The sequence below is a fragment of the Streptomyces sp. NPDC037290 genome (assembly GCF_055603245.1).
In genome coordinates this window covers 196549-215742 of sequence record NZ_JBVJVZ010000005.1, presented here as the reverse complement: position 1 = coordinate 215742, position 19194 = coordinate 196549, and the positions used below count along the sequence as shown (strand labels likewise).

Below are 19194 nucleotides of genomic sequence, written 5' to 3'. Positions count from 1 at the left end.
GCTCCTAAGAAGAGGTTTCCTGCACCACGGCGAGCAGCGTTCCTGGTTCCACCTGCTGGCCGGTCCTGGCGTGCAGCGCGGTCAGCGTCCCGGTGACCGGCGCCGAGATCTGGTGCTGCATCTTCATCGCCTCCAGCCATATGAGGCCCTGACCGGCCTGAACCGTTGCCCCTTCCGTCAGGCCCTCCGCGATGCGTACGACCGTGCCCGGCATGGGTGCCGGCAGGGAGCCCGGGGCGTGCTGGGCGGCGGGGTCGGAAAAACGGGGCAGGGCGGTGAGGCGGGTGGCGTTGACGTACACCTCGTCGCCGTACGCGGACACCTCGAACCGGCGCTCCACACCGTCGGCTTCGAGGACGACCAGGCCCTTCTCGGCGCGCACGACCCGCACGCCGTCCGCCGTCAGCCCCCGCCGGGTGTGCCGGTAGCGGACCTCGTGTTCCTCGCCCGCCATCGCGTACCGCTTGACCTGCGGCTGCGAGGGCACGTTGCGCCAGCCGCCGAAGCGGGAGCGGCCGTGGGCGTCGGCGAGGGCGGCGGCCAGGGGGGCGTACGGGTCGGGGGCCGGCTCGGTGAGTTCGGCGAGGTGGCGGTCGTAGAAGCCGGTGTCGACGCGGCCGCTCGTGAAGTCGCGGTGGCGCAGCGAGCGTACGAGCAGGTCCCGGTTGGTGACCGGGCCGTGCAGGTCGGCTCGCTCCAGCGCGCCCGCCAGCCGGCGGATCGCCTCCGCGCGGGTGGGCGCGTGGGCGACGGCCTCGGCGAGCATCGGATCGTAGTGGACGCCGATGGGGTCGCCGTCGGTGTAGCCGGTGTCCAGGCGGACGCCGGCCGGTACGGCGAGGTGGTGCAGGGTGCCGGTCTGCGGTGCCCAGCCGCGGGCCGGGTCCTCGGCGTACAGGCGGGCCTCGACCGCGTGGCCGCGCGCGCGTGGCGGGTCCTTTTCGAGGGCGTGGCCCTCCGCGATCCGGATCTGCTCGGCGACCAGGTCGACGCCGAACACCTCCTCGGTCACCGGGTGTTCCACCTGGAGCCGGGTGTTCATCTCCAGGAAGTGCGCGCGGCCGTCGGCGACCAGGAACTCGACGGTGCCCGCGCCCTCGTAGGCGACGGCGCACACGGCCTGTACGGACAGCGCGTACAGCTCCTCCGTGAGCCCCTCGGAGAGACCGGGCGCCGGGGCCTCCTCGATGACCTTCTGGTGGCGGCGCTGCAGGGAGCAGTCGCGGGTGCCGAGCGTCCAGATCGTGCCGTGGGTGTCGGCGAGCACCTGCACCTCGACGTGGCGGCCGTGCTCCAGATACGGCTCCACGAAGATCTCGCCGTTCCCGAAGGCGCTCGCGGCCTCGGCGCGCGCGCCCTCCAGTGCGGCGCTCAGCTCCTCCAGCCGGCGCACGATCCGCATCCCGCGCCCGCCGCCGCCGGCGGCCGCCTTCACCAGCACCGGCAGGTCGGCCTCGGTGATCCCGGCCGCGTCGAGGGACGCGATCCCCATCAGGTCCTTCGCCCGTGTCTTGGACGCCATCGCCTCGATGGCGTCCGGCGGCGGCCCGATCCAGGTCAGTCCGGCGTCGAGGACGGCGCGCGCGAAACCGGCGTTCTCGGAGAGGAAGCCGTAGCCGGGGTGCACGGCGTCCGCGCCGGCGGCGAGGGCCGCCCTCACGATCAGGTCGCCGCGCAGGTACGTCTCGGCGGGCGCCGCGCCCGGCAGCCGTACGGCCGTGTCGGCCACGCGCGCGTGGAGCGCGTTCTCGTCGGCGTCCGAGTGCACCGCGACCGTCCGGATCCCCAGCTCACGGCAGGTGCGGAAGATCCGGCAGGCGATCTCGCCCCGGTTGGCGACGAGCAGAGTCGAAATCACGTGGTCCCTCACATCCGGAAGACGCCGAAGCCGCCGCGCGCACCCTCGTAGGGCGCGGTGTGGAGGGCGGACAGGCACAGGCCGAGGACGGTGCGGGTGTCGCGCGGGTCGATGACGCCGTCGTCGTACAGCCGCCCGGACAGGAACATCGGCAGCGACTCGGACTCGATCTGCTGCTCCACCATGGCGCGCAGGGCGGCGTCCGCGTCCTCGTCGTACGGCTGTCCCTTCGCCTCGGCCGACTGGCGGGCGACGATCGACAGCACGCCGGCGAGCTGCTGCGGGCCCATCACCGCGGACTTGGCGCTGGGCCAGGCGAACAGGAAGCGGGGGTCGTAGGCGCGCCCGCACATGCCGTAGTGCCCGGCGCCGTACGACGCGCCCATGAGCACCGAGAGATGCGGGACCTTCGAGTTGGAGACGGCGTTGATCATCATCGCGCCGTGCTTGATGATCCCGCCCTGCTCGTACTCCCTGCCGACCATGTAGCCGGTGGTGTTGTGCAGGAAGAGCAGCGGGATGTCGCGCTGGTTGGCGAGCTGGATGAACTGGGCGGCCTTCTGCGACTCCGCGCTGAAGAGCACGCCCTGGGCGTTGGCCAGGATGCCGACCGGATAGCCGTGCAGGGCGGCCCAGCCGGTGACCAGACTGGTCCCGTACAGCGGCTTGAACTCGTCGAAGTCGGAGGCGTCCACGATCCGGGCGATCACCTCGCGCGGATCGAAGGGGGTCCTCAGGTCGCCGGGGACGATGCCCAGCAGCTCCTCCGGGTCGTACACGGGCGGCTCGGCGGGGCCGGGATCCGGGTGCGCCTTGCGGTGGTTGAGGCGGGCGACCACACGGCGGGCCTGCCGCAGTGCGTCCGGCTCGTCGACGGCGAAGTAGTCGGCGAGGCCGGACACGCGCGCGTGCATCTCGGCGCCGCCCAGGGACTCGTCGTCGCTCTCCTCGCCGGTGGCCATCTTCACCAGCGGCGGACCGCCGAGGAAGACCTTCGCCCGCTCCTTGACCATGATCACGTGGTCGGACATGCCGGGGACGTAGGCACCGCCCGCGGTGGAGTTGCCGAAGACGACCGCGATCGTCGGGATCCCGGCCGCCGACAGCCGTGTCAGGTCCCGGAAGACGGCGCCCCCGGGGATGAAGATCTCCTTCTGGGAGGGCAGGTCGGCACCCCCGGACTCCACCAGGCTGATGCAGGGCAGCCGGTTGGCGAGGGCGATGTCGTTGGCGCGCAGGGCCTTCTTCAGGCTCCACGGGTTGCTGGCGCCGCCGCGCACGGTCGGGTCGTTGGCGGTGATCAGGCACTCCACGCCCTCGACCACGCCGATGCCGGTGACGAGCGAGGCGCCGACGGCGTGGTCGCTCCCCCAGGCGGCCAGCGGGGACAGCTCCAGGAAGGGCGTGTCCGGGTCGAGCAGCAGCTCGATCCGCTCCCTGGCGAGCAACTTGCCGCGCCCGCGGTGCCGCCCGACGTACTTCTCACCGCCGCCCGCGAGCGCCTTGGCGTGTTCGGCGTCCAGCTCGGCGAGCTTGGCGAGCATGGCCTCGCGGTGGGCGCGGTAGTCGGGGCCGCCCGGATCCAGGGCCGAGGTCAGGGTGGTCACAGCAGGGTCTCCGGGATGTCCAGGTGGCGGGAGCGCAGCCATTCGCCGAGCGCCTTGGCCTGCGGGTCGAAGCGGTGCCGGGCGGCGACGCCCGCGCCGAGGATGCCCTCGACGACGAAGTTGACCGCGCGGAGGTTCGGCAGCACGTGCCGGGTGACGGGCAGGTCCCGGCTCTCGGGGATCAGCTGCCGGAATCGGTCGGTGGTCAGCTCGTGGACGAGCCATCGCCAGGCGTCCTCGGTACGGGCCCAGACCCCGGCGTTGGCGTTCCCGCCCTTGTCCCCGCTGCGGGCGCCGGCGACCAGCCCGAGCGGCGCACGGCGGGTCGGGCCGGCCGGCAGGGGCTCGGGCAGGGAGGGGGGCGGTACGTCGTCCAGGGCCCGTGTCTCCTGGGGCGGCGGCACAGGGATACGGCGGCCGTCGTGGAGGACAGCCATATGGTCCACGGCACCATGGGGGACGTACACATCCTCGAAGACCCCATAAGGGGCGCCCTTTCCGGGTGGGGACAGCACATGGAAGCCCGGGTAGCTGGCCAGCGCCAGCTCCACGGCTGCCCCGCCCAGGGCCCGCCCGACGAGCCGTTCGTCCGTGTCCCGTACGACGAGCCGCAGCAGGGCGCTCGCGGTCTCCTCGGTGCCGGCGTCCGCCCGGTCGCCGCGGACGAGCTCCCAGCTGACCTCGGCGGGAGGGGCTTTGGCGAACGCGTCGGTGAGCTGCTCGCGCACCAGGTCCGCCTTGGCCTCGATGTCGAGCCCGGTGAGCACGAAGACGACCTCGTTGCGGAAGCCGCCGAGCCGGTTGAGCCCGACCTTCAGCATGGGTGGCGGCGCCTCCCCGCGCACGCCCTCGATCCGCACCCGGTCCGGCCCGTCCTGGCTCAGCCGTACCGTGTCCAGCCGGGCGGTGACGTCGGGCCCGGCGTACCGGCCGCCGCCGGTCTCGTACAGCAGCTGGGCGGTGACCGTGCCGATGTCGACGAGGCCGCCGGTGCCGGGGTGCTTGGTGATGACACTGCTGCCGTCCGCGTGGATCTCGGCGAGCGGGAAGCCGGGGCGGCGCACGTCGCCCTCCCGGAAGAACGCGTAGTTGCCGCCGGTGGCCTGCGTGCCGCACTCCAGCACGTGCCCGGCGACCACGGCGCCCGCGAGCCGGTCGTACTCCTCGGGCCGCCAGCCGAAGTGGGCGGCGGCGGGCCCGGTGACGAGGGCCGCGTCGGTCACCCGGCCCGTGACGACGATGTCCGCCCCGGCGCGCAGACACGCGGCGATGCCGAAGCCGCCGAGGTAGGCGTGGGCGGCGAGGGCGCCGGGGTGCCGGGCGGTGAGGTCGTCGCCCTCGACGTGCGCGACGCCGGCCGGGATGCCGAGCCGGCCCGCCATCTCCCGTACGGCGGCGGCGAGTCCGGCCGGGTTGAGGCCGCCCGCGTTGGTGACGATCTTCACCCCGCGTTCGTGGGCGAGGCCGAGGCAGTCCTCCAGTTGCCTCAGGAAGGTGCGGGCGTATCCGGCCGAGGGGTCCTTCAGCCGGTCGCGGGCGAGGATCAGCATGGTGAGTTCGGCGAGGTAGTCGCCGGTGAGGACGTCCACCTCGCCGCCGGTGAGCATCTCGCGCAGCGCGTCCGCGCGATCGCCGTAGAAGCCGGAGAAGTTGCCGATGCGCAGCACCGTCATGCCGGGGCCCCCTTCGGCGGGCGGCCGGGGCCGGGCGGCCCCGCGAAGGCCTGCGCGATGTCCAGCCAGCGGCCGGCGTCCGGGCCGACGGCGGTCAGTGCGAGGTCGGCACGGTGGGCGCGCCGGGTGACGAGGAGGCAGAAGTCGAGGGCGGGGCCGGTGACGCGTTGCGCGGCGCTCTCGGGGCCGTACGCCCACATCTGCCCCGCCGGAGCGGTGAGTTCGACACGGAACTCCTCGGCGGGAGGGGTGAGCCCGTGCACGGTGTAGGCGAAGTCACGCGTCCGCACCCCGAGCCGGACCACATGCCTGAGCCGATCGGTGGGTGGGCGGACCACACCCAACGGGGCGGCGACATCCAGCCCATGGGCCCAGGTCTCCATAAGGCGGGCGGTGGCCATCGAGGCGGACGCCATGGGCGGGCCGTACCAGGGGAAGCGGGCGCCAGGTGGGGCGGCACGCAGCGCCCGGTCGAGCGCCTCACGTCCGGCCCGCCACTGCGCCAGCAGCTCGGCGGGCGGGAGCCGGGCACCTTCCTCCGCGCTCTGGTCCACGAACGAGTCCGGTGCCGCGAGGGCCTTCTCGACCAGCGTGCCGAAGGCGTCCGGGTCGGTGACGGCGAGCACGGCCGACCGGTCCGTCCAGTGCAGGTGGGCGATCTGGTGGGCGATGGTCCAGCCGGGAGCGGGGGTGGCGAGCGTCCACCGCTCCGGCGTCAACTCGGCGACGAGTCGGTCCAGTTCGTCGCTCTCGGCACGCAGGTCGTCGATGACGGGCGTCGGGTCGGCCATGGGGGGAGCATGGCAGCGGAGCAAGAAACAATCAAGCATGCTTGCATGAATTTAGGGGCGGCTTTCGGTCCCCTTCGCGCGGCGGCTGCTCAGACCGCTTCCACCGGCGGATACACCGGCTCCCAGCGCGCCGCCCGCACCGCCGCCCCGACGTCGGCCGGCCGGAACCGGGCGACACCGTCCTCCAGGGCCGCCCGGACCACGGCCACGGCGACCGCCTCCGAGGTGCCGCGCAGGTCGCGGATGGGCGGCAGGACCGGTGCGTTCAGCCGGGCGACGTCCGCGTCCCCGGTCCGGCGGGCCACCGCGTCCGCCGCCGCGCGGAGCATGCGGTCGGTGACCCGGGTGGCGCGGGCGACGATCACGCCGAGGCCGAGACCGGGGAAGACCAGGGCGTTGTTGGCCTGGCCGATCTCGTACGTCGTCCCGTCCCGCTCGACGGGCGCGAACGGGCTGCCCGTCGCCACCAGCGCCTTTCCGTCCGTCCAGGCGAGCAGCTCGGCGGGGGTGGCCTCGGCGAGGTCGGTGGGGTTGGACATGGGCAGGATGATCGGGCGTGGGGTGTGCCGGGCCAGCTCACGGACGATTCCCTCGGTGAAGGCGCCGCCCTGCCCCGAGGTGCCGATGAGAATGCTCGGACGGACCCGCCGGACGACCTCGTCCAGGGGGATGCCGGGCAGGCTGTCGTCGTGCCGCCAGCCGTCGGTCTCCTCGGCCGGGCGGGCGTAGGCCACCTGGAAGTCGCGCAGTTTGTCGCCCTGGTCGCTGGTGAGGAGCCCGTACCGGTCGACACACCAGAAGCGCGCGGTGGCCTCGCTCTCGGACATGCCCTCGGCGACCAGGGCGTCCCGGAGCTGGTCGGCGACGCCGATCCCGGCCGTGCCCGCGCCGAAGACGACGATCCGGTGCTCGGGCAGGGGCACCCCGGCGGCACGGACACCCGACAGCACGGCGGCGAGATTGACGGCACCCGTCCCCTGGATGTCGTCGTTGAAGGTGCACACCTGGTCGCGGTAGCGGTTGAGGATGCGGCGGGCGTTGGCGGTGCCGAAGTCCTCCCAGTGCAGCAGGGCGTTCGGGAAGAGCCTGGACGCGGTGCTGACGTAGGCGTCGATGAAGGCGTCGTAGGCGGCGCGGTCGGCGCGGGGGTGGCGGTTGCCGAGGTAGAGGGGGTTGTCGAGGAGTTCCTGGCGGTTGGTGCCCACGTCGAGCATGACCGGCAGGGTGCGGCGCGGGTCGATCCCGGCGGCGGCCGTGTAGACGGCGAGCTTGCCGACGGCGATGTCGATACCGCCGACGCCCCAGTCGCCGATGCCGAGAATGCCCTCGCCGTCGGTCGCCACGATCAGGTCGACGTCGTCACGGCCACGGCCGCTCGCGCGCAGGGAACGCTCGATGTCGTCGGGGGCGTCCACGGAGAGGTAGACCCCGCGCGGGCGGCGGTACTCGTTGCTGTAGCGGCGGATGGCCGTGCCCACGGTCGGGGTGTAGACGATGGGCAGCATCTCTTCGAGGTGGTCGCCGACGAGCCGGTAGAACAAGGTCTCGTTGCGGTCGTGCAGGGCGGTCAGATTGACGTTCTTCGCCAGGTCGCTGGGCTGTTCCCGGTACTGGGCGTAGGCGCGCTCGACCTGCTCGTCCTGCGTGAGCACGTGCGGTGGAACCAGCCCGACGAGATCCAGCGCCCGCCGCTCGGCCTCCGTGAACGCCGTACCGCGATTGATACGGGGGTCGGCCAGGACGGCACGGCCGCGGGCGGTGATCTTCAGTGGGCTTGCCGTGCTGTCGCGCGCGTCGGTCATGAGGTCCGCCTTTCCCGCCGGCCAGAGCCCCCTCAGAAGTCTGGCGGACGGGAGCGGCATCCGCAGGCAGAGGGCCAAGGGCCGCTCGGCTCACCGGGTGACCGGGCGGAGCAGGTGGTGCGGGTGGTGCGGGTCGCGCGGGCGTACGGCGACGTCGTGACAAGCCCGGCGTCAGGCCTCCGGAGCCGGCTCCGGGTGGGGGCCGCCTCGGCCCACCTGGGTGCGGACCGCGCCGATGCTCGCCGCGATGACCAGGGCGATGGCGCCGGCCTCCGCCAGGGACAGGGACTGGCCGAGGATGAGGAAGCCGGCCGTTGCCGCGATCGCCGGTTCGAGGCTCATCAGGATGGCGAAGGTGGAGGCGGGCAGGCGGCGCAGGGCGAGGAGTTCGAGGGTGTAGGGCAGGACCGAGGAGAGCAGGGCGACCGCCGAGCCCAGGGCGAGGGTCGTGGGGTTCAGCAGGCGGGTGCCGGCCGAGGCGATGCCGATGGGGAGGAAGAGCAGGGCCGCCACCGCCATGGCCAGGGCCAGGCCGTCCGCCTGGGGAAAGCGGCGGCCCGTACGGGCGCTGAAGAGGATGTAGACCGCCCACATGGCGCCGGCGCCCAGGGCGAATCCGACACCCGTGGGGTCGAGGTCGCCGAAGCCTCCGCCGCCCAGGAGGAAGACACCGAGCAGGGCCAGGCCCGCCCACACGGCGTTGATCGCGCGGCGGGAGGTCAGGACGGACAGCGCCAGGGGGCCGAGGACCTCCAGGGTGACCGCCGGGCCCAGCGGGATGCGGTCGACCGCCTCGTAGAAGAGGCCGTTCATCGCGCCCATGGCGATGCCGAACGCGATCACCGTGCCCCAGTCGGCGCGGGAGTGGCCGCGCAGCCGGGGCCGGCAGACCAGGAGGAGGACGGCGGCCGCCGCGAGGAGGCGCAGGATGACGACGCCGGGCGCGCCGGCCCGGGGCATCAGCGTCACCGCGAGGGCACCGCCGAACTGGACCGAGATGCCGCCGGACAGGACCAGCCCGACCGGACCGAGGGAGCCGAAGCGGCGCGGTCCTCGGGCAGGGGTGACCGGGGTGTGCGTGGCGGTGCTGGAGGTGGCGGTCACGGGCGGTCCTGAGGCTCGATCGGTTCGTTCATCGCGATGTACTACCAGGTCCAGGGTAATGGACCCAGACAGGAGCGTGAACCCTTTATGGGGCTGTCCCACATGCTGACACCGGACACCCCGTGGCGCCCGCCTCAGATGCCCGGCCAGGCCTCCTCGTCGCGGTAGGGAGGGCGGCCGTCGTGGAGGTGGGACGGCACGGTCCCGCAGGACGACGCGTACCCGTACCCGTACCCGTACGCGCGCCGGGGCGGCCGCGGGGCCGGCACACCGACGCTGCCCCACGTGATATCCGAACCGGTCACGTCGCGCTCTCCGTTCCGGGTGTCCGTGGGGACGCGGGCTCGTCCAGCGCCTGTGCCAGCACCTCCGCGAGATGCCGGCCCCGTACCCCGGCCAGCTGCTCGAGTTGGGTGCGGCAGGAGAAGCCGTCGGCCAGGATCACCGCCTGCTCGGGTGCGGCGTGGACCGAGGGCAGGAGCTGTTCCTCCGCGCAGGCCCGCGACACCTCGACGTGGCCTTTCTCGAAGCCGAAGTTGCCCGCGAGGCCGCAGCAGCCGCCGCTCAGCTCGCCGGTGAGGCCCGCAGCCTCGCGCAGTCTGCGGTCGGGGGCGTCGCCGAGCACCGCGTGCTGGTGGCAATGGGTCTGGCCGGCGACCGGGCGGTCCACGGCCGGCGGGGTCCAGTGCGGGGCGTGCCGCTCCAGGGCCTCGGCGAAGGTGAGGACCGCCGAGGCCAGCCGGGCGGCCCGTGGGTCGTCGTGCAGCAGCTCGGGCAGGTCGGTGCGGAGGGCTGCCGCACAGCTCGGTTCCAGGACGACGACCGGCGCGCCGGTCCGCAGCACCGGCTCCATCAGATCCAGCGTGCGTCGCAATACCGTGCGGGCGCGGTCGAGTTGGCCGGTGGAGAGGTAGGTCAGGCCGCAGCAGACCCGGGCCCGGCGGGCGGTGAGCAGCGCGGTGGCCGAGCTGGTCCGGCCGTCGCCGATCGCTCCCCCGCGCACCAGCAGCGCCGGCGGCAGGGCCACGCGCAGCCCGGCGGCCTCCAGTACCCGGACAGCGGCCCGGCCGACGGACGGGGACAGGTGCTCGGTGAAGGTGTCCGGCCACAGCACGACCAGTTCGCCGGTGCCGGCGTCCACGGGTTTCCTGCCCCGCCACCAGGCGGTGAACGTCCGTGTCGCCAGCCGGGGAATCCGCCGCTCGGTGGCGATCCCGGCCAGCTTCTTGCCGGCATCGGCCAACGGTCCCACTCCGGCGAGGGCGTTGAGCAAGGGCGCCGTGCGGGTGCGGGCGACCCAGCGCAGCCACTGCGGCAGCCGGCCCATGCTGAGGTGGGCGGCGGGCCGGCGGCGGCCGGCGTAGTGGTGGTGGAGGAACTCCGCCTTGTAGGTGGCCATGTCGACGCCGACCGGGCAGTCGGAGCGGCAGCCCTTGCAGGACAGGCACAGGTCCAGGGCGTCGCGGACCTCCGTGGACCGCCAGCCGTCGCGGACCAGTCCGCCCGCGAGCATCTCGTGCAGCAGCCGGGCCCGGCCGCGCGTGGAGTGCTCCTCCTCGCCGGTCGCCCGGAAGGAGGGGCACATCACGGCGGGGCCGGCCGCCGTGGTCGTACGGCACTTGGCGACGCCGACGCAGCGGCGGACGGCCGCGCGGAAGTCGCCGTCGTCGGCCGGATAGCCGAAGGCCACGTCGACGGGTTCCCGGGGCAGCACGGAGAAGCGGAGGTTGGTGTCGAGCGGGGCGGGGCGGACCAGCATGCCGGGGTTGAGCAGGTCGTCGGGGTCCCAGACGGCCTTGGCCCGCTCGAAGAGCCGGACGGTCTCGGCGCCGTACATGCGCGGCAGCAGTTCCGCGCGGGCCTGTCCGTCGCCGTGCTCCCCGGACAGCGAGCCGCCGTGCTCCACCACCACGTCGGCCAGTTCCTCGGAGAAGCGGCGGAAGCGGCCGATGCCGGCCTCGGTGAGCAGGTCGAAGTCGATGCGGACGTGGATGCAGCCGTCGCCGAAGTGGCCGTACGGCGTGCCGCGCAGGCCGTGGGCGGTGAGCAGGGCGCGGAAGTCCCGCAGATAGGCGCCGAGCCGGGCGGGCGGCACCGCGCAGTCCTCCCAGCCCGGCCAGGCCTCACTGCCGTCCGGCATCCGCGTGGCCGTTCCGCTCGCGTCCTCGCGGATGCGCCACAGGGCACGCTGGGCGGCCGGGTCCGTCACCACGAGGGAGCCGGCCACGTCGGCCGCGCGGACGATCGCCTCGGCCTGCGCGCGGGCCTCGGCCGGCGCGTCCCCGCCGGTCTCCACGAACAGCCAGGCACCCCCCTCGGGCAGACCGGCCGAGGAACGCACCAGGTCGGCCGCCATGCCCTCCAGCGTCAGCGGCCGGTGCGCCAGCAGACCGGCCGCGGCCTCGGCGGCGGCGCTCTCGTCGCCGTACCCGAGGACCGCCAGGGCGCGGGCGCGGGGAGCCTCCACCAGCCGCACGACCGCTTCGGTGAGGATGCCGAGCGTGCCCTCGGATCCGCAGAAGGAGCGGGCGACATCGGCTCCCTTCTCGGGCAGCAGCGCGTCCAGCGCATAGCCGGAGATGCGGCGCGGCAGGTCCGGGAAGCCGGTGCGCAGCCGGGCCAGGTCGCCCTCCACCAGCTCGCGCAGCCCCTCCGGGGCGCCCGACCAGCCCGGCCCGAGCCGCAGCCGGTCTCCCCGCGCGGTGATGACGGACAGCTCCCGCGCGCTGTCCGCGGTCGTCCCCCAGGCCACCGAGTGCGAGCCGCAGGAGTTGTTGCCGATCATCCCGCCGAGCGTGCACCGGCTGTGCGTGGAGGGGTCCGGGCCGAAGCGCAAGCCGTGCGGGGCGGCGGCCTCCTGGAGCCGGTCGAGGACGAGACCCGGTTGGACGACGGCCGTACGGGTGCCGGGGTCCAGCTCCAGCAGGCCGTTCATGTGCCGCGTGAAGTCGAGCACCACGCCCGCACCGGTCGCCTGCCCCGCGATCGACGTGCCCCCGCCGCGCGCCACCACCGGCACCCCGCGCGCCCGGCAGACCTCCAGCACGGCGGCCACGTCGTCGGCGTCCCTGGGCGCCACGACACCCAGCGGGACCCGCCGGTAGTTGGACGCGTCCATGGTGACCAGCGCCCGGGAGGTGACGTCGAAACCGACCTCGCCCCGGACGACACCGCGCAGCTCCGCCTGGAGACCCGAGTGATCCGTCATGCGTCCAGGATGCATCCGCTCACGGACAGTCACCGCGAGTTTTCCACAGGCCCGCGCATATCGTCGTACTACTTCACAAGTCCACGCCTCGACGGTCTTGTCTCATCCGACGGACACGGTTACGCCCGGTTTCGCCCCGCGGGATACCCTCCGACTCGTGGCCGACATCCAGATTCCCGCTGACATCAAGCCCGCCGACGGACGCTTCGGCGCGGGCCCCTCCAAGGTGCGTACCGAGGCACTCGAGGCGCTCGCCGCCACCGGCAGCTCCCTGCTCGGCACCTCCCACCGCCAGGCCCCCGTCAAGAACCTGGTGGGCCAGGTCCGCGAAGGCATCGGCTCCCTGTTCTCGCTCCCCGAGGGCTACGAGGTGATCCTCGGCAACGGCGGCTCCACCGCCTTCTGGGACATCGCCACCCACGGTCTGATCGAGAACAAGTCGCAGCACCTGAACTTCGGCGAGTTCTCCTCCAAGTTCGCCAAGGCCGCCAAGCTGGCGCCCTGGCTGGCCGAGCCGACCGTCATCTCCGCCGACCCCGGCACCCACCCCGAGGCGCAGGCCGAGGCGGGCGTCGACGTGTACGCCTTCACGCACAACGAGACCTCGACCGGTGTCGCCATGCCGATCCAGCGGGTGTCCGGTGCCGACGAGGGCGCCCTGGTCCTGGTGGACGCCACCTCCGGCGCCGGCGGCCTGCCGGTCGACGTCGCCGAGACCGACGTCTACTACTTCGCCCCGCAGAAGTCCTTCGCCTCCGACGGCGGCCTGTGGATCGGCGTCTTCTCCCCGGCCGCGATCGAGCGCGCCGAGCGGATCCACGCCACCGGCCGTCACGTCCCGGAGTTCTTCAGCCTGCCCACGGCGATCGACAACTCCCGCAAGAACCAGACGTACAACACCCCGGCACTCGCCACGCTGTTCCTCCTCAACGAGCAGCTGAAGTGGCTCAACGGCCAGGGCGGCCTCGCCTGGTCCACGGCCCGCACCAAGGACTCCTCGACCCGCCTGTACTCCTGGGCGGAGGAGTCCAAGTACGCCACCCCGTTCGTCACCGACCCGGCCAAGCGCTCGCAGGTCATCGGCACGATCGACTTCTCCGAAGAGATCGACGCGGCCGCGGTCGCCAAGGTGCTGCGCGCCAACGGCATCGTGGACACCGAGCCGTACCGCAAGCTCGGCCGCAACCAGCTGCGCATCGCCATGTTCCCGGCGATCGACCCGGCTGACGTCGAGGCGCTGACGAAGTGCGTGGACTACGTGATCGAGAAGCTGTAGAAGCTCCGGCCACGACGACGAGGGGCGCCCGGTGAGCACCGGGCGCCCTTTCCCGTGGCCCACTCACCGTCCCTTCGCGTGGCTCAGCTCCCGCGCCGCAGCCGCCGCAGCCCGAACAGGGCGGCCAGGCCGACCGCGACGACGGCGGCACCGACCTTCAGGCTCCCGCTCCCGCTGCCCACGGAACCCGAACCGGCGCTCGCCGACGGGGACTTGGCGGCCGGATCGCCGGGCGCGTCCTTCGCCACCACCGCACTGCCGGCGCCCTCGCTGCTGTACAGCAGCCGGGTCCCGTCAGCGGAGTACGAGACGCCCTCCCCCTGCCCCTGCAGGGGCACGTCCAGTTGCCCCTTCCGCTTGATGTTCCCGCCGTTCCAGTCGTAGTAGATCCCGCCGAGGTACCCGCGCACGGCGAGCTGTCTCCCGTCCGGTGAGAAGGCCGCGTCCGTGGCCCACAGGTCGACCGGGGCGACGGGCCGGAAGACGTTCGCGCGGGAGGTGGAGAGGGTGGCCGGGCCCTCGTACAGGTGCCCGCCGTCCTCCTTCTTGTCGATGACGTAGACCCGGCCGGTCTTCGGGTGGACGACCAGCGACTCGGCGTCCCGCGGCCCGTTCGCGTACTTCACGACGTACTGGGTGGCGGTGACCGTCTGGTCCTTCAGCTCCTTCGGCTCGGGCAGCCGGTAGATCCACACGTACGGCCACTTGCCGCCGAGGTTGTCGCCGATGTCGCCCAGGTAGATCTCGTTGTGCGGTCCGATGGAGATGGCCTCGACGTCGCGCGGGGTGCCGATGCCGCGCAGGGTGACGCGGGCGACGGTCCTTCCGGTCCGGCTGTCGACGGCGTAGATGTACGGCCCGTCGCTGCTGTCGTTGTGCGTCCAGTAGACGCCGGGGTGGAGATGCGAGGCGGCGAGCCCGCTGGACTCGGTGATCCGCGGGTCCTTGAGGGTGAACCCCTGGTCGCCGGGCCCGTCGGCGGCGGAGGCGGGCAGCGCGCAGGCGCCGGTGAGCAGCACCCCGGCGAGAACGGCGAACGATCGACGCATGCCCCAAGCCTGCCACTGCCTGCGGGGGTTCACCCGGCACGGCCGGCGAGGCCCCTCGGACGTGGTGGGCCTCACACTCCACCGCCCTGCGTGATCGTCCATCATGAGCGGATGCTCAGGTTCATGCCCGTAGGTGACTCCATGACGATCGGAAGCGCCGGCGAGCACACATGGCGTTACCGTCTGTGGCAGCACCTGTGCGACACGTACGGCGGCCCGTTCACCTTCGTCGGCCCGCGCGAGGAGCTGTACGACAAGTCGGCCGACGCCCCCACGTCGTACGCGTACGCCGACCCCGGCTTCCCGCGCCACCACCTGGCGGGCTGGGGCGAGGGCTGGCTGCACATGGCGCCCCTGATCGGCGAGGCGGTACGACGGCACCGGGCGGACGTGCTCCTGGTCTCCCTCGGCCTGATCGACCTGGGCTTCTACACCAACGCCGAACAGACGGCGGAGAATGTGCGCGCGTTCGTCGCCGGCGCCCGCGAGGCCGACCCGCGCATCCGCATGGTCCTGCTCCCGGTCATCCCGAACGTCCGCGCCGAGGCCGACCCCTCCTTCGCCTCCCAGGTGGACCTCTTCAACGTGCTCCTGGCGAAGACGGCCGCCGACCTGGACGAACCCCGCTCACCGATCCTGCTGGCCTCACCGCCCGAGTCGTACGACATCCACACCGACACCTACGACGGCACGCATCCCAACGCGAGCGGGGAACACCGGATCGCGGCGGCCTTCGCGGGGGCGATGTGGGAGGCATGGGGGATCGGACAGGCGTACGTGGCTGGAACAGGCTGACCTGATTCCGGCGTCGCCTGGTCACGGTGCGTATCGTTGAAGTGCGCGGCTGCACCTGTGCGTGGGGCAGCCGGGGAGGAGCGCCACGATGACCGTCCTTGAAGACAGGATCGAGATGGCCGAGGAGAGCGGCGAGCTGACTCTGGACGACCTGTTCGAGTCGCTCGAGCGGACCACCCCCGAGGGATACAAGGTCGACGTCGTCGAGGGGGCCATCTTCATGTCGCCGCAGCGGGACACCCACTGGGAGATCATCGCCAACATCTACGACCAGTTGCGCACCAAGTACCCGCGCAGGCGCGTCAAGTCGGACGTCCGGATCGACTACCCGGGCCACCTCAACGGCTTCTGCTCCGACGTCACGCTCGTGACCGATGGTGCCGAGAAGACACCCAACGGCCTGTGGCAGTGCAAGGACGTCGAGTTCGTCGCGGAGGTCATCTCCAAGGGCACGGGACACAACGACTACGGCCCGAAGAAGACGGCCTACGCCACCGCCGGGGTACCCGTCTACCTCGTCGCCGATCCCTACCAGGGCAAGTGCCACCTCTACAGCCAGCCGAAGGACGGCGAGTACGTCAGCGAACTGACGGTCACCTTCGGAACGGATCTCGACACGACCACGACCCCCCTCGGCCTCACCCTCAGGACCGACGAGTTCCCCCGCGACTGACCGCCGGGGGCCCTTGCTTCGAGCGCACTTCAAGCCGTTGGCTTGAGAACCATGAAGTACACGCAACTCGGACGCACGGGACTCAAGGTCAGCCGGCTCGTCCTCGGGACGATGAACTTCGGACCGCAGACCGACGAAGCCGACAGCCACGCGATCATGGACGCGGCGCTGGACGCGGGCATCAACTTCATCGACACCGCGAACGTGTACGGGTGGGGTGAGAACAAGGGGCGGACCGAGACCATCATCGGCAACTGGTTCGCCAAGGGCGGCGAGCGCCGCGACAAGGTCGTCATCGCCACCAAGGTCTACGGCAACATGGCCCCCGACGCCCAGCCCGGCCGGCCCGCCTGGCCCAACCACGACAGGCTGTCCGCGCTGAACATCCGCCGGGCCGTGGACGCCAGCCTGAAGCGGTTGCAGACCGACCACATCGACCTCTACCAGTTCCACCACATCGACCGGAACACACCGTTCGAGGAGATCTGGCAGGCCATCGACACCCTGGTCCGGCAGGGCAAGATCCTCTACGCCGGCTCCTCCAACTTCCCCGGCTACAAGATCGCCCAGGCGAACGAGACCGCCGCCCGCCGTGGCGGCACCACCGGGCTGGTCAGCGAGCAGTGCCTGTACAACCTCGCCGAGCGGCGCGCCGAGATGGAGGTCATCCCGGCCGCGCGGGACTACGGCCTCGGGGTCATCCCCTGGTCGCCGCTGCACGGCGGTCTGCTCGGCGGCATCCTCAAGAAGGAGGTCGAGGGCGGTCGCCGCGCCTCCGGCCGGGCCGCCGACGCCCTCAAGGACCCCGCCGCCCGCGCCCGGATCCAGGCGTACGAGGACCTGGTCGACAAGCACGGCCTGCAGCCCGGAGAGGTGGCCCTGGCCTGGCTGCTGACCCGCCCCGGCGTGACCGGTCCGATCGTCGGCCCGCGCACCGCCGGGCAGCTGGAGTCGGCGCTCAGGGCGTCCGAGCTGGAGCTGGGCGAGGAACTGCTGTCCGCTCTGGACGAGGTCTTCCCGGGCCCGGGACCGTCCCCGGAGGCCTTCGCCTGGTGAGTGCCCCGTAGGCGGCGGGGCCGCACGCGACATGCGGCTCCGCAGCCGACGGACCGGCGCCCCCGGCCCAGCGGGGCCCTACCTCACGGCCGCAGCCACGGCGACCACCACGAACATCAGCACAAGCACACCGGCCATGATCCGGTTCCGGGTTTTCGGGTCCACGCGACCGAGCCTAACCAACCCCGCCGAGCTCCCAGCGGGCAACCGCCTCGTAACGGGGCTGCTCCCCCGCCAGCCCCGACCGCGGCAGGTTGCTCCGCACCAGCACCAGCTCGCTCACCGTCCAGGTGCTGCCGGCGAACCCCCGAAGCGCGTCGACGTACGGCCGTACGTCCACCGAGTCCCGGCTCCGCGCCACCGTCAGGTGGGCCTTGTACCGCCGGTGCTCCCCCATCGGCACCCCCGCCTTCCGCGCCGCCGCCTCCGCCCGGTCGGCCAGCAGCCGCAGCGACTCCACCTCGCCCGAGGCTCCGGTCCACAGGGCCTTGCCGTGCCCGAACTGGCCGCCACCGAAGAGCGCCAGCGCGAAGGGGTCCGTACGGCGTGCCACACGGGCCAGGCGCTCCGACAGGTCCGGTACGAGGTCGTCGGCGACCTCGCCGTAGAAGGCGAGGGTGAAGTGCCAGCCCGGGCGGTTGGTCCAGCGCAGCCGCTCCGCGCCGGGCAGGCTCTTCAACATGGCGATCTCGGCGGCGAGTTCATGGACGACGCGCTCCGGTGGGAGGACGGCGGCGAAGAGTCTCATGCCCTCACCTTCGCAGACACCGGCCGTCATGAGGCCCTAGGCCGCCGTGGCCAGCTCCTCCCGCTCCCTCGCCACGAAGCGGACCCGCGGATGGCCGTGGTGCCAGCCCACCGTCAGCCGCAGTCCGCCGATGCGGGCCAGGGCCAGGCCGATCACCCCGGCCGCGGCGGCGGAGATGACACCGCCCAGGGCGAAGCCGACCCGGGCGCCGTAGGTGTCGGTGATCCAGCCGACGACCGGCGCGCCCAGTGGCGTGCCGCCCATGAACACCATCATGAACAGGGCCATCACCCGGCCGCGCATGGCCGGGTCGGTGGCCATCTGGACCGCGGTGTTCGCGGTGACGTTGACCGTCAGTCCGAAGGCCCCGATCGGGACCATGAGCAGCGCGAACAGCCAGTACGACGGGGCCAGCGCGGCCACGGTCTCCAGCGTGCCGAAGGCCAGCGCGGCGGCGATCAGGATGCGCAGCCGGGCCGTGCCGCGCCGGGCGGCCAGCAGGGCGCCGACCAGGGAGCCGACGGCCATCAGCGTGTTGAAGAGGCTGTAGGAGCCGGCGCCGGAGTGGAAGACGCCGTTCGCGTAGGCCGAGAGCCACACCGGGAAGTTGAAGCCGAAGGTGCCGATGAAGCCGACCAGGACGATCGGCCAGATCAGCTCCGGGCGCCCGGCCACGTACCGCAGGCCCTCGCGCAGCTGGCCCTTGCCCCGCGGCGCGCGCTCGACCACGTGCAGCTCACGGGCGCGCATCAGCAGCAGGCCGGTGATGGGCGCGGCGAAGGACAGGCCGTTGGCGAGGAACGCCCAGCCGGTGCCCACGCCGGTGATCATGAGGCCGGCGACGGCCGGGCCGACCAGCCGGGCGGACTGGAAGTTCGCCGAGTTCAGGCTGACGGCGTTCTGCAACTGCGCGGGGCCCACCATCTCGGAGACGAAGGACTGGCGGGCCGGGTTGTCGATGACCGTGGCGAGGCCGACGGCGAAGGCGGCGACGTAGACGTGCCAGACCTGGACGTGACCGGAGAGGGTGAGGAAGGCGAGCGCCAGGCCCGTCACGGCCATCGCGGCCTGGGTGACCAGCAGCGTGGGGCGCTTGGGGAGCCGGTCGACCAGGACACCGCCGTAGAGGCCGAACAGGAGCATCGGCAGGAACTGCAGGGCCGTCGTGATACCCACGGCCGCGGAGGAGCCGGTGAGACCGAGGACGAGCCAGTCCTGGGCGATGCGCTGCATCCAGGTGCCGGTGTTGGAGACGACCTGGCCGATGAAGAAGAGGCGGTAGTTCCGGATCCTCAGCGAGCTGAACATCGAGCCCTTGCGGGCTGTGGGGGTAGTAGTGGCGGTCGGAGCGGGGGCGGAAGGTGTTCCGGATCCCGTACTCAAACGAGTTCGCCTCCTCTCTTTCTGGTCGTTCGCCTACGGGCGCTCCCAGCCGGTGGGGGGGGGGGGGGGGGGCCCCCCCCCCCCCCCCCTCCGCCCCCTCGGACCCCCGTAAACCAGCGACCCCACAGCCCAACCCCCCAAAAAGAGGCGCCCAGGGGCGAGAGGCTTCCC

General features: G+C 72.6%; 15 protein-coding genes. 4 read left to right on the top strand and 11 right to left on the bottom strand.

Annotated features, from left to right (window positions below; all coding sequences use genetic code 11):
• Positions 1-4: 4 nt before the first annotated feature.
• The 8 genes from ACZ7HQ_RS19615 to ACZ7HQ_RS19580 all read right to left on the bottom strand — a co-directional run bounded on the left by ACZ7HQ_RS19615 (position 5) and on the right by ACZ7HQ_RS19580 (position 12043).
• Positions 5-1858 (bottom strand): acetyl/propionyl/methylcrotonyl-CoA carboxylase subunit alpha, encoded by a 1854-nt coding sequence (locus ACZ7HQ_RS19615; RefSeq protein ID WP_470991121.1) that lies wholly within the window; start codon positions 1856-1858, stop codon positions 5-7.
• 8 nt (positions 1859-1866) lie between these two features.
• The gene (locus ACZ7HQ_RS19610) at positions 1867-3465 is read right to left on the bottom strand and encodes an acyl-CoA carboxylase subunit beta (RefSeq protein ID WP_470991119.1); all 1599 of its coding nucleotides are present in this window, start codon (positions 3463-3465) and stop codon (positions 1867-1869) included.
• On the bottom strand, positions 3462-5138 hold the full coding sequence (locus tag ACZ7HQ_RS19605; RefSeq protein WP_470991117.1) for an acyclic terpene utilization AtuA family protein: 1677 nt from the start codon (positions 5136-5138) through the stop codon (positions 3462-3464). The genes ACZ7HQ_RS19610 and ACZ7HQ_RS19605 overlap by 4 nt, the downstream gene beginning before the upstream one ends.
• A complete protein-coding gene (locus tag ACZ7HQ_RS19600) occupies positions 5135-5929 on the bottom strand; it encodes a TIGR03084 family metal-binding protein (protein WP_470991115.1) in 795 nt (264 codons plus the stop codon). Before ACZ7HQ_RS19600 ends, ACZ7HQ_RS19605 begins: the two co-directional genes overlap by 4 nt.
• 89 nt (positions 5930-6018) lie before the next feature.
• Positions 6019-7731, bottom strand: coding sequence for an NAD-dependent malic enzyme (locus ACZ7HQ_RS19595; protein ID WP_470991113.1), 1713 nt, complete (start codon positions 7729-7731; stop codon positions 6019-6021).
• A gap of 171 nt (positions 7732-7902) precedes the next feature.
• Positions 7903-8835 (bottom strand): EamA family transporter, encoded by a 933-nt coding sequence (locus ACZ7HQ_RS19590; protein WP_470991111.1) that lies wholly within the window; start codon positions 8833-8835, stop codon positions 7903-7905.
• Between the two features lie 134 nt (positions 8836-8969).
• Positions 8970-9140 (bottom strand): hypothetical protein, encoded by a 171-nt coding sequence (locus tag ACZ7HQ_RS19585; RefSeq protein ID WP_470991109.1) that lies wholly within the window; start codon positions 9138-9140, stop codon positions 8970-8972.
• Positions 9137-12043, bottom strand: a complete 2907-nt coding sequence (locus tag ACZ7HQ_RS19580; protein ID WP_470991107.1) for an FAD-binding and (Fe-S)-binding domain-containing protein — start codon at positions 12041-12043, stop codon at positions 9137-9139. The genes ACZ7HQ_RS19585 and ACZ7HQ_RS19580 overlap by 4 nt, the downstream gene beginning before the upstream one ends.
• 157 nt (positions 12044-12200) lie before the next feature.
• Between ACZ7HQ_RS19580 and serC the strand changes: the two genes are divergently transcribed.
• Positions 12201-13319, top strand: coding sequence for a phosphoserine transaminase (serC, locus tag ACZ7HQ_RS19575; protein ID WP_470991105.1), 1119 nt, complete (start codon positions 12201-12203; stop codon positions 13317-13319).
• Positions 13320-13402: 83 nt separating this feature from the next.
• On the opposite strand, the gene ACZ7HQ_RS19570 is transcribed toward serC, so the two are convergent.
• Positions 13403-14368 carry a TolB-like translocation protein gene (locus ACZ7HQ_RS19570; protein ID WP_470991103.1) on the bottom strand — a complete coding sequence of 322 codons (966 nt, stop codon included), beginning with the start codon at positions 14366-14368 and terminating at the stop codon, positions 13403-13405.
• Positions 14369-14479: 111 nt separating this feature from the next.
• Here ACZ7HQ_RS19570 and ACZ7HQ_RS19565 point away from each other — a divergent pair, with 111 nt between their 5' ends.
• The 3 genes from ACZ7HQ_RS19565 to ACZ7HQ_RS19555 all read left to right on the top strand — a co-directional run bounded on the left by ACZ7HQ_RS19565 (position 14480) and on the right by ACZ7HQ_RS19555 (position 16892).
• Positions 14480-15163 (top strand): GDSL-type esterase/lipase family protein, encoded by a 684-nt coding sequence (locus ACZ7HQ_RS19565; RefSeq protein ID WP_470991101.1) that lies wholly within the window; start codon positions 14480-14482, stop codon positions 15161-15163.
• A gap of 88 nt (positions 15164-15251) precedes the next feature.
• Positions 15252-15836 carry a Uma2 family endonuclease gene (locus tag ACZ7HQ_RS19560; RefSeq protein ID WP_470991099.1) on the top strand — a complete coding sequence of 195 codons (585 nt, stop codon included), beginning with the start codon at positions 15252-15254 and terminating at the stop codon, positions 15834-15836.
• A gap of 51 nt (positions 15837-15887) precedes the next feature.
• Positions 15888-16892, top strand: coding sequence for an aldo/keto reductase (locus tag ACZ7HQ_RS19555; RefSeq protein WP_470991097.1), 1005 nt, complete (start codon positions 15888-15890; stop codon positions 16890-16892).
• Between the two features lie 175 nt (positions 16893-17067).
• Here ACZ7HQ_RS19555 and thpR read toward each other — a convergent pair whose 3' ends face one another.
• Positions 17068-17640: an RNA 2',3'-cyclic phosphodiesterase gene (gene thpR / locus ACZ7HQ_RS19550; protein ID WP_470991095.1), complete on the bottom strand. Its 573-nt coding sequence runs from the start codon at positions 17638-17640 to the stop codon at positions 17068-17070.
• A 36-nt stretch (positions 17641-17676) separates the two neighbouring features.
• Positions 17677-19023, bottom strand: coding sequence for an MFS transporter (locus ACZ7HQ_RS19545; RefSeq protein ID WP_470991093.1), 1347 nt, complete (start codon positions 19021-19023; stop codon positions 17677-17679).
• Between the last annotated feature and the right edge of the window lie 171 nt (positions 19024-19194).

Coding starts and splice junctions, on each gene's coding strand:
- thpR (WP_470991095.1), bottom strand. CDS start 17,640: ATGAGACTCTTCGCCGCCGTCCTCCCACCGGAGCGCGTCGTCCATGAA.
- ACZ7HQ_RS19560 (WP_470991099.1), top strand. CDS start 15,252: ATGACCGTCCTTGAAGACAGGATCGAGATGGCCGAGGAGAGCGGCGAG.
- ACZ7HQ_RS19555 (WP_470991097.1), top strand. CDS start 15,888: ATGAAGTACACGCAACTCGGACGCACGGGACTCAAGGTCAGCCGGCTC.
- ACZ7HQ_RS19565 (WP_470991101.1), top strand. CDS start 14,480: ATGCTCAGGTTCATGCCCGTAGGTGACTCCATGACGATCGGAAGCGCC.
- ACZ7HQ_RS19580 (WP_470991107.1), bottom strand. CDS start 12,043: ATGACGGATCACTCGGGTCTCCAGGCGGAGCTGCGCGGTGTCGTCCGG.
- ACZ7HQ_RS19595 (WP_470991113.1), bottom strand. CDS start 7,731: ATGACCGACGCGCGCGACAGCACGGCAAGCCCACTGAAGATCACCGCC.
- ACZ7HQ_RS19600 (WP_470991115.1), bottom strand. CDS start 5,929: ATGGCCGACCCGACGCCCGTCATCGACGACCTGCGTGCCGAGAGCGAC.
- ACZ7HQ_RS19570 (WP_470991103.1), bottom strand. CDS start 14,368: ATGCGTCGATCGTTCGCCGTTCTCGCCGGGGTGCTGCTCACCGGCGCC.
- ACZ7HQ_RS19605 (WP_470991117.1), bottom strand. CDS start 5,138: ATGACGGTGCTGCGCATCGGCAACTTCTCCGGCTTCTACGGCGATCGC.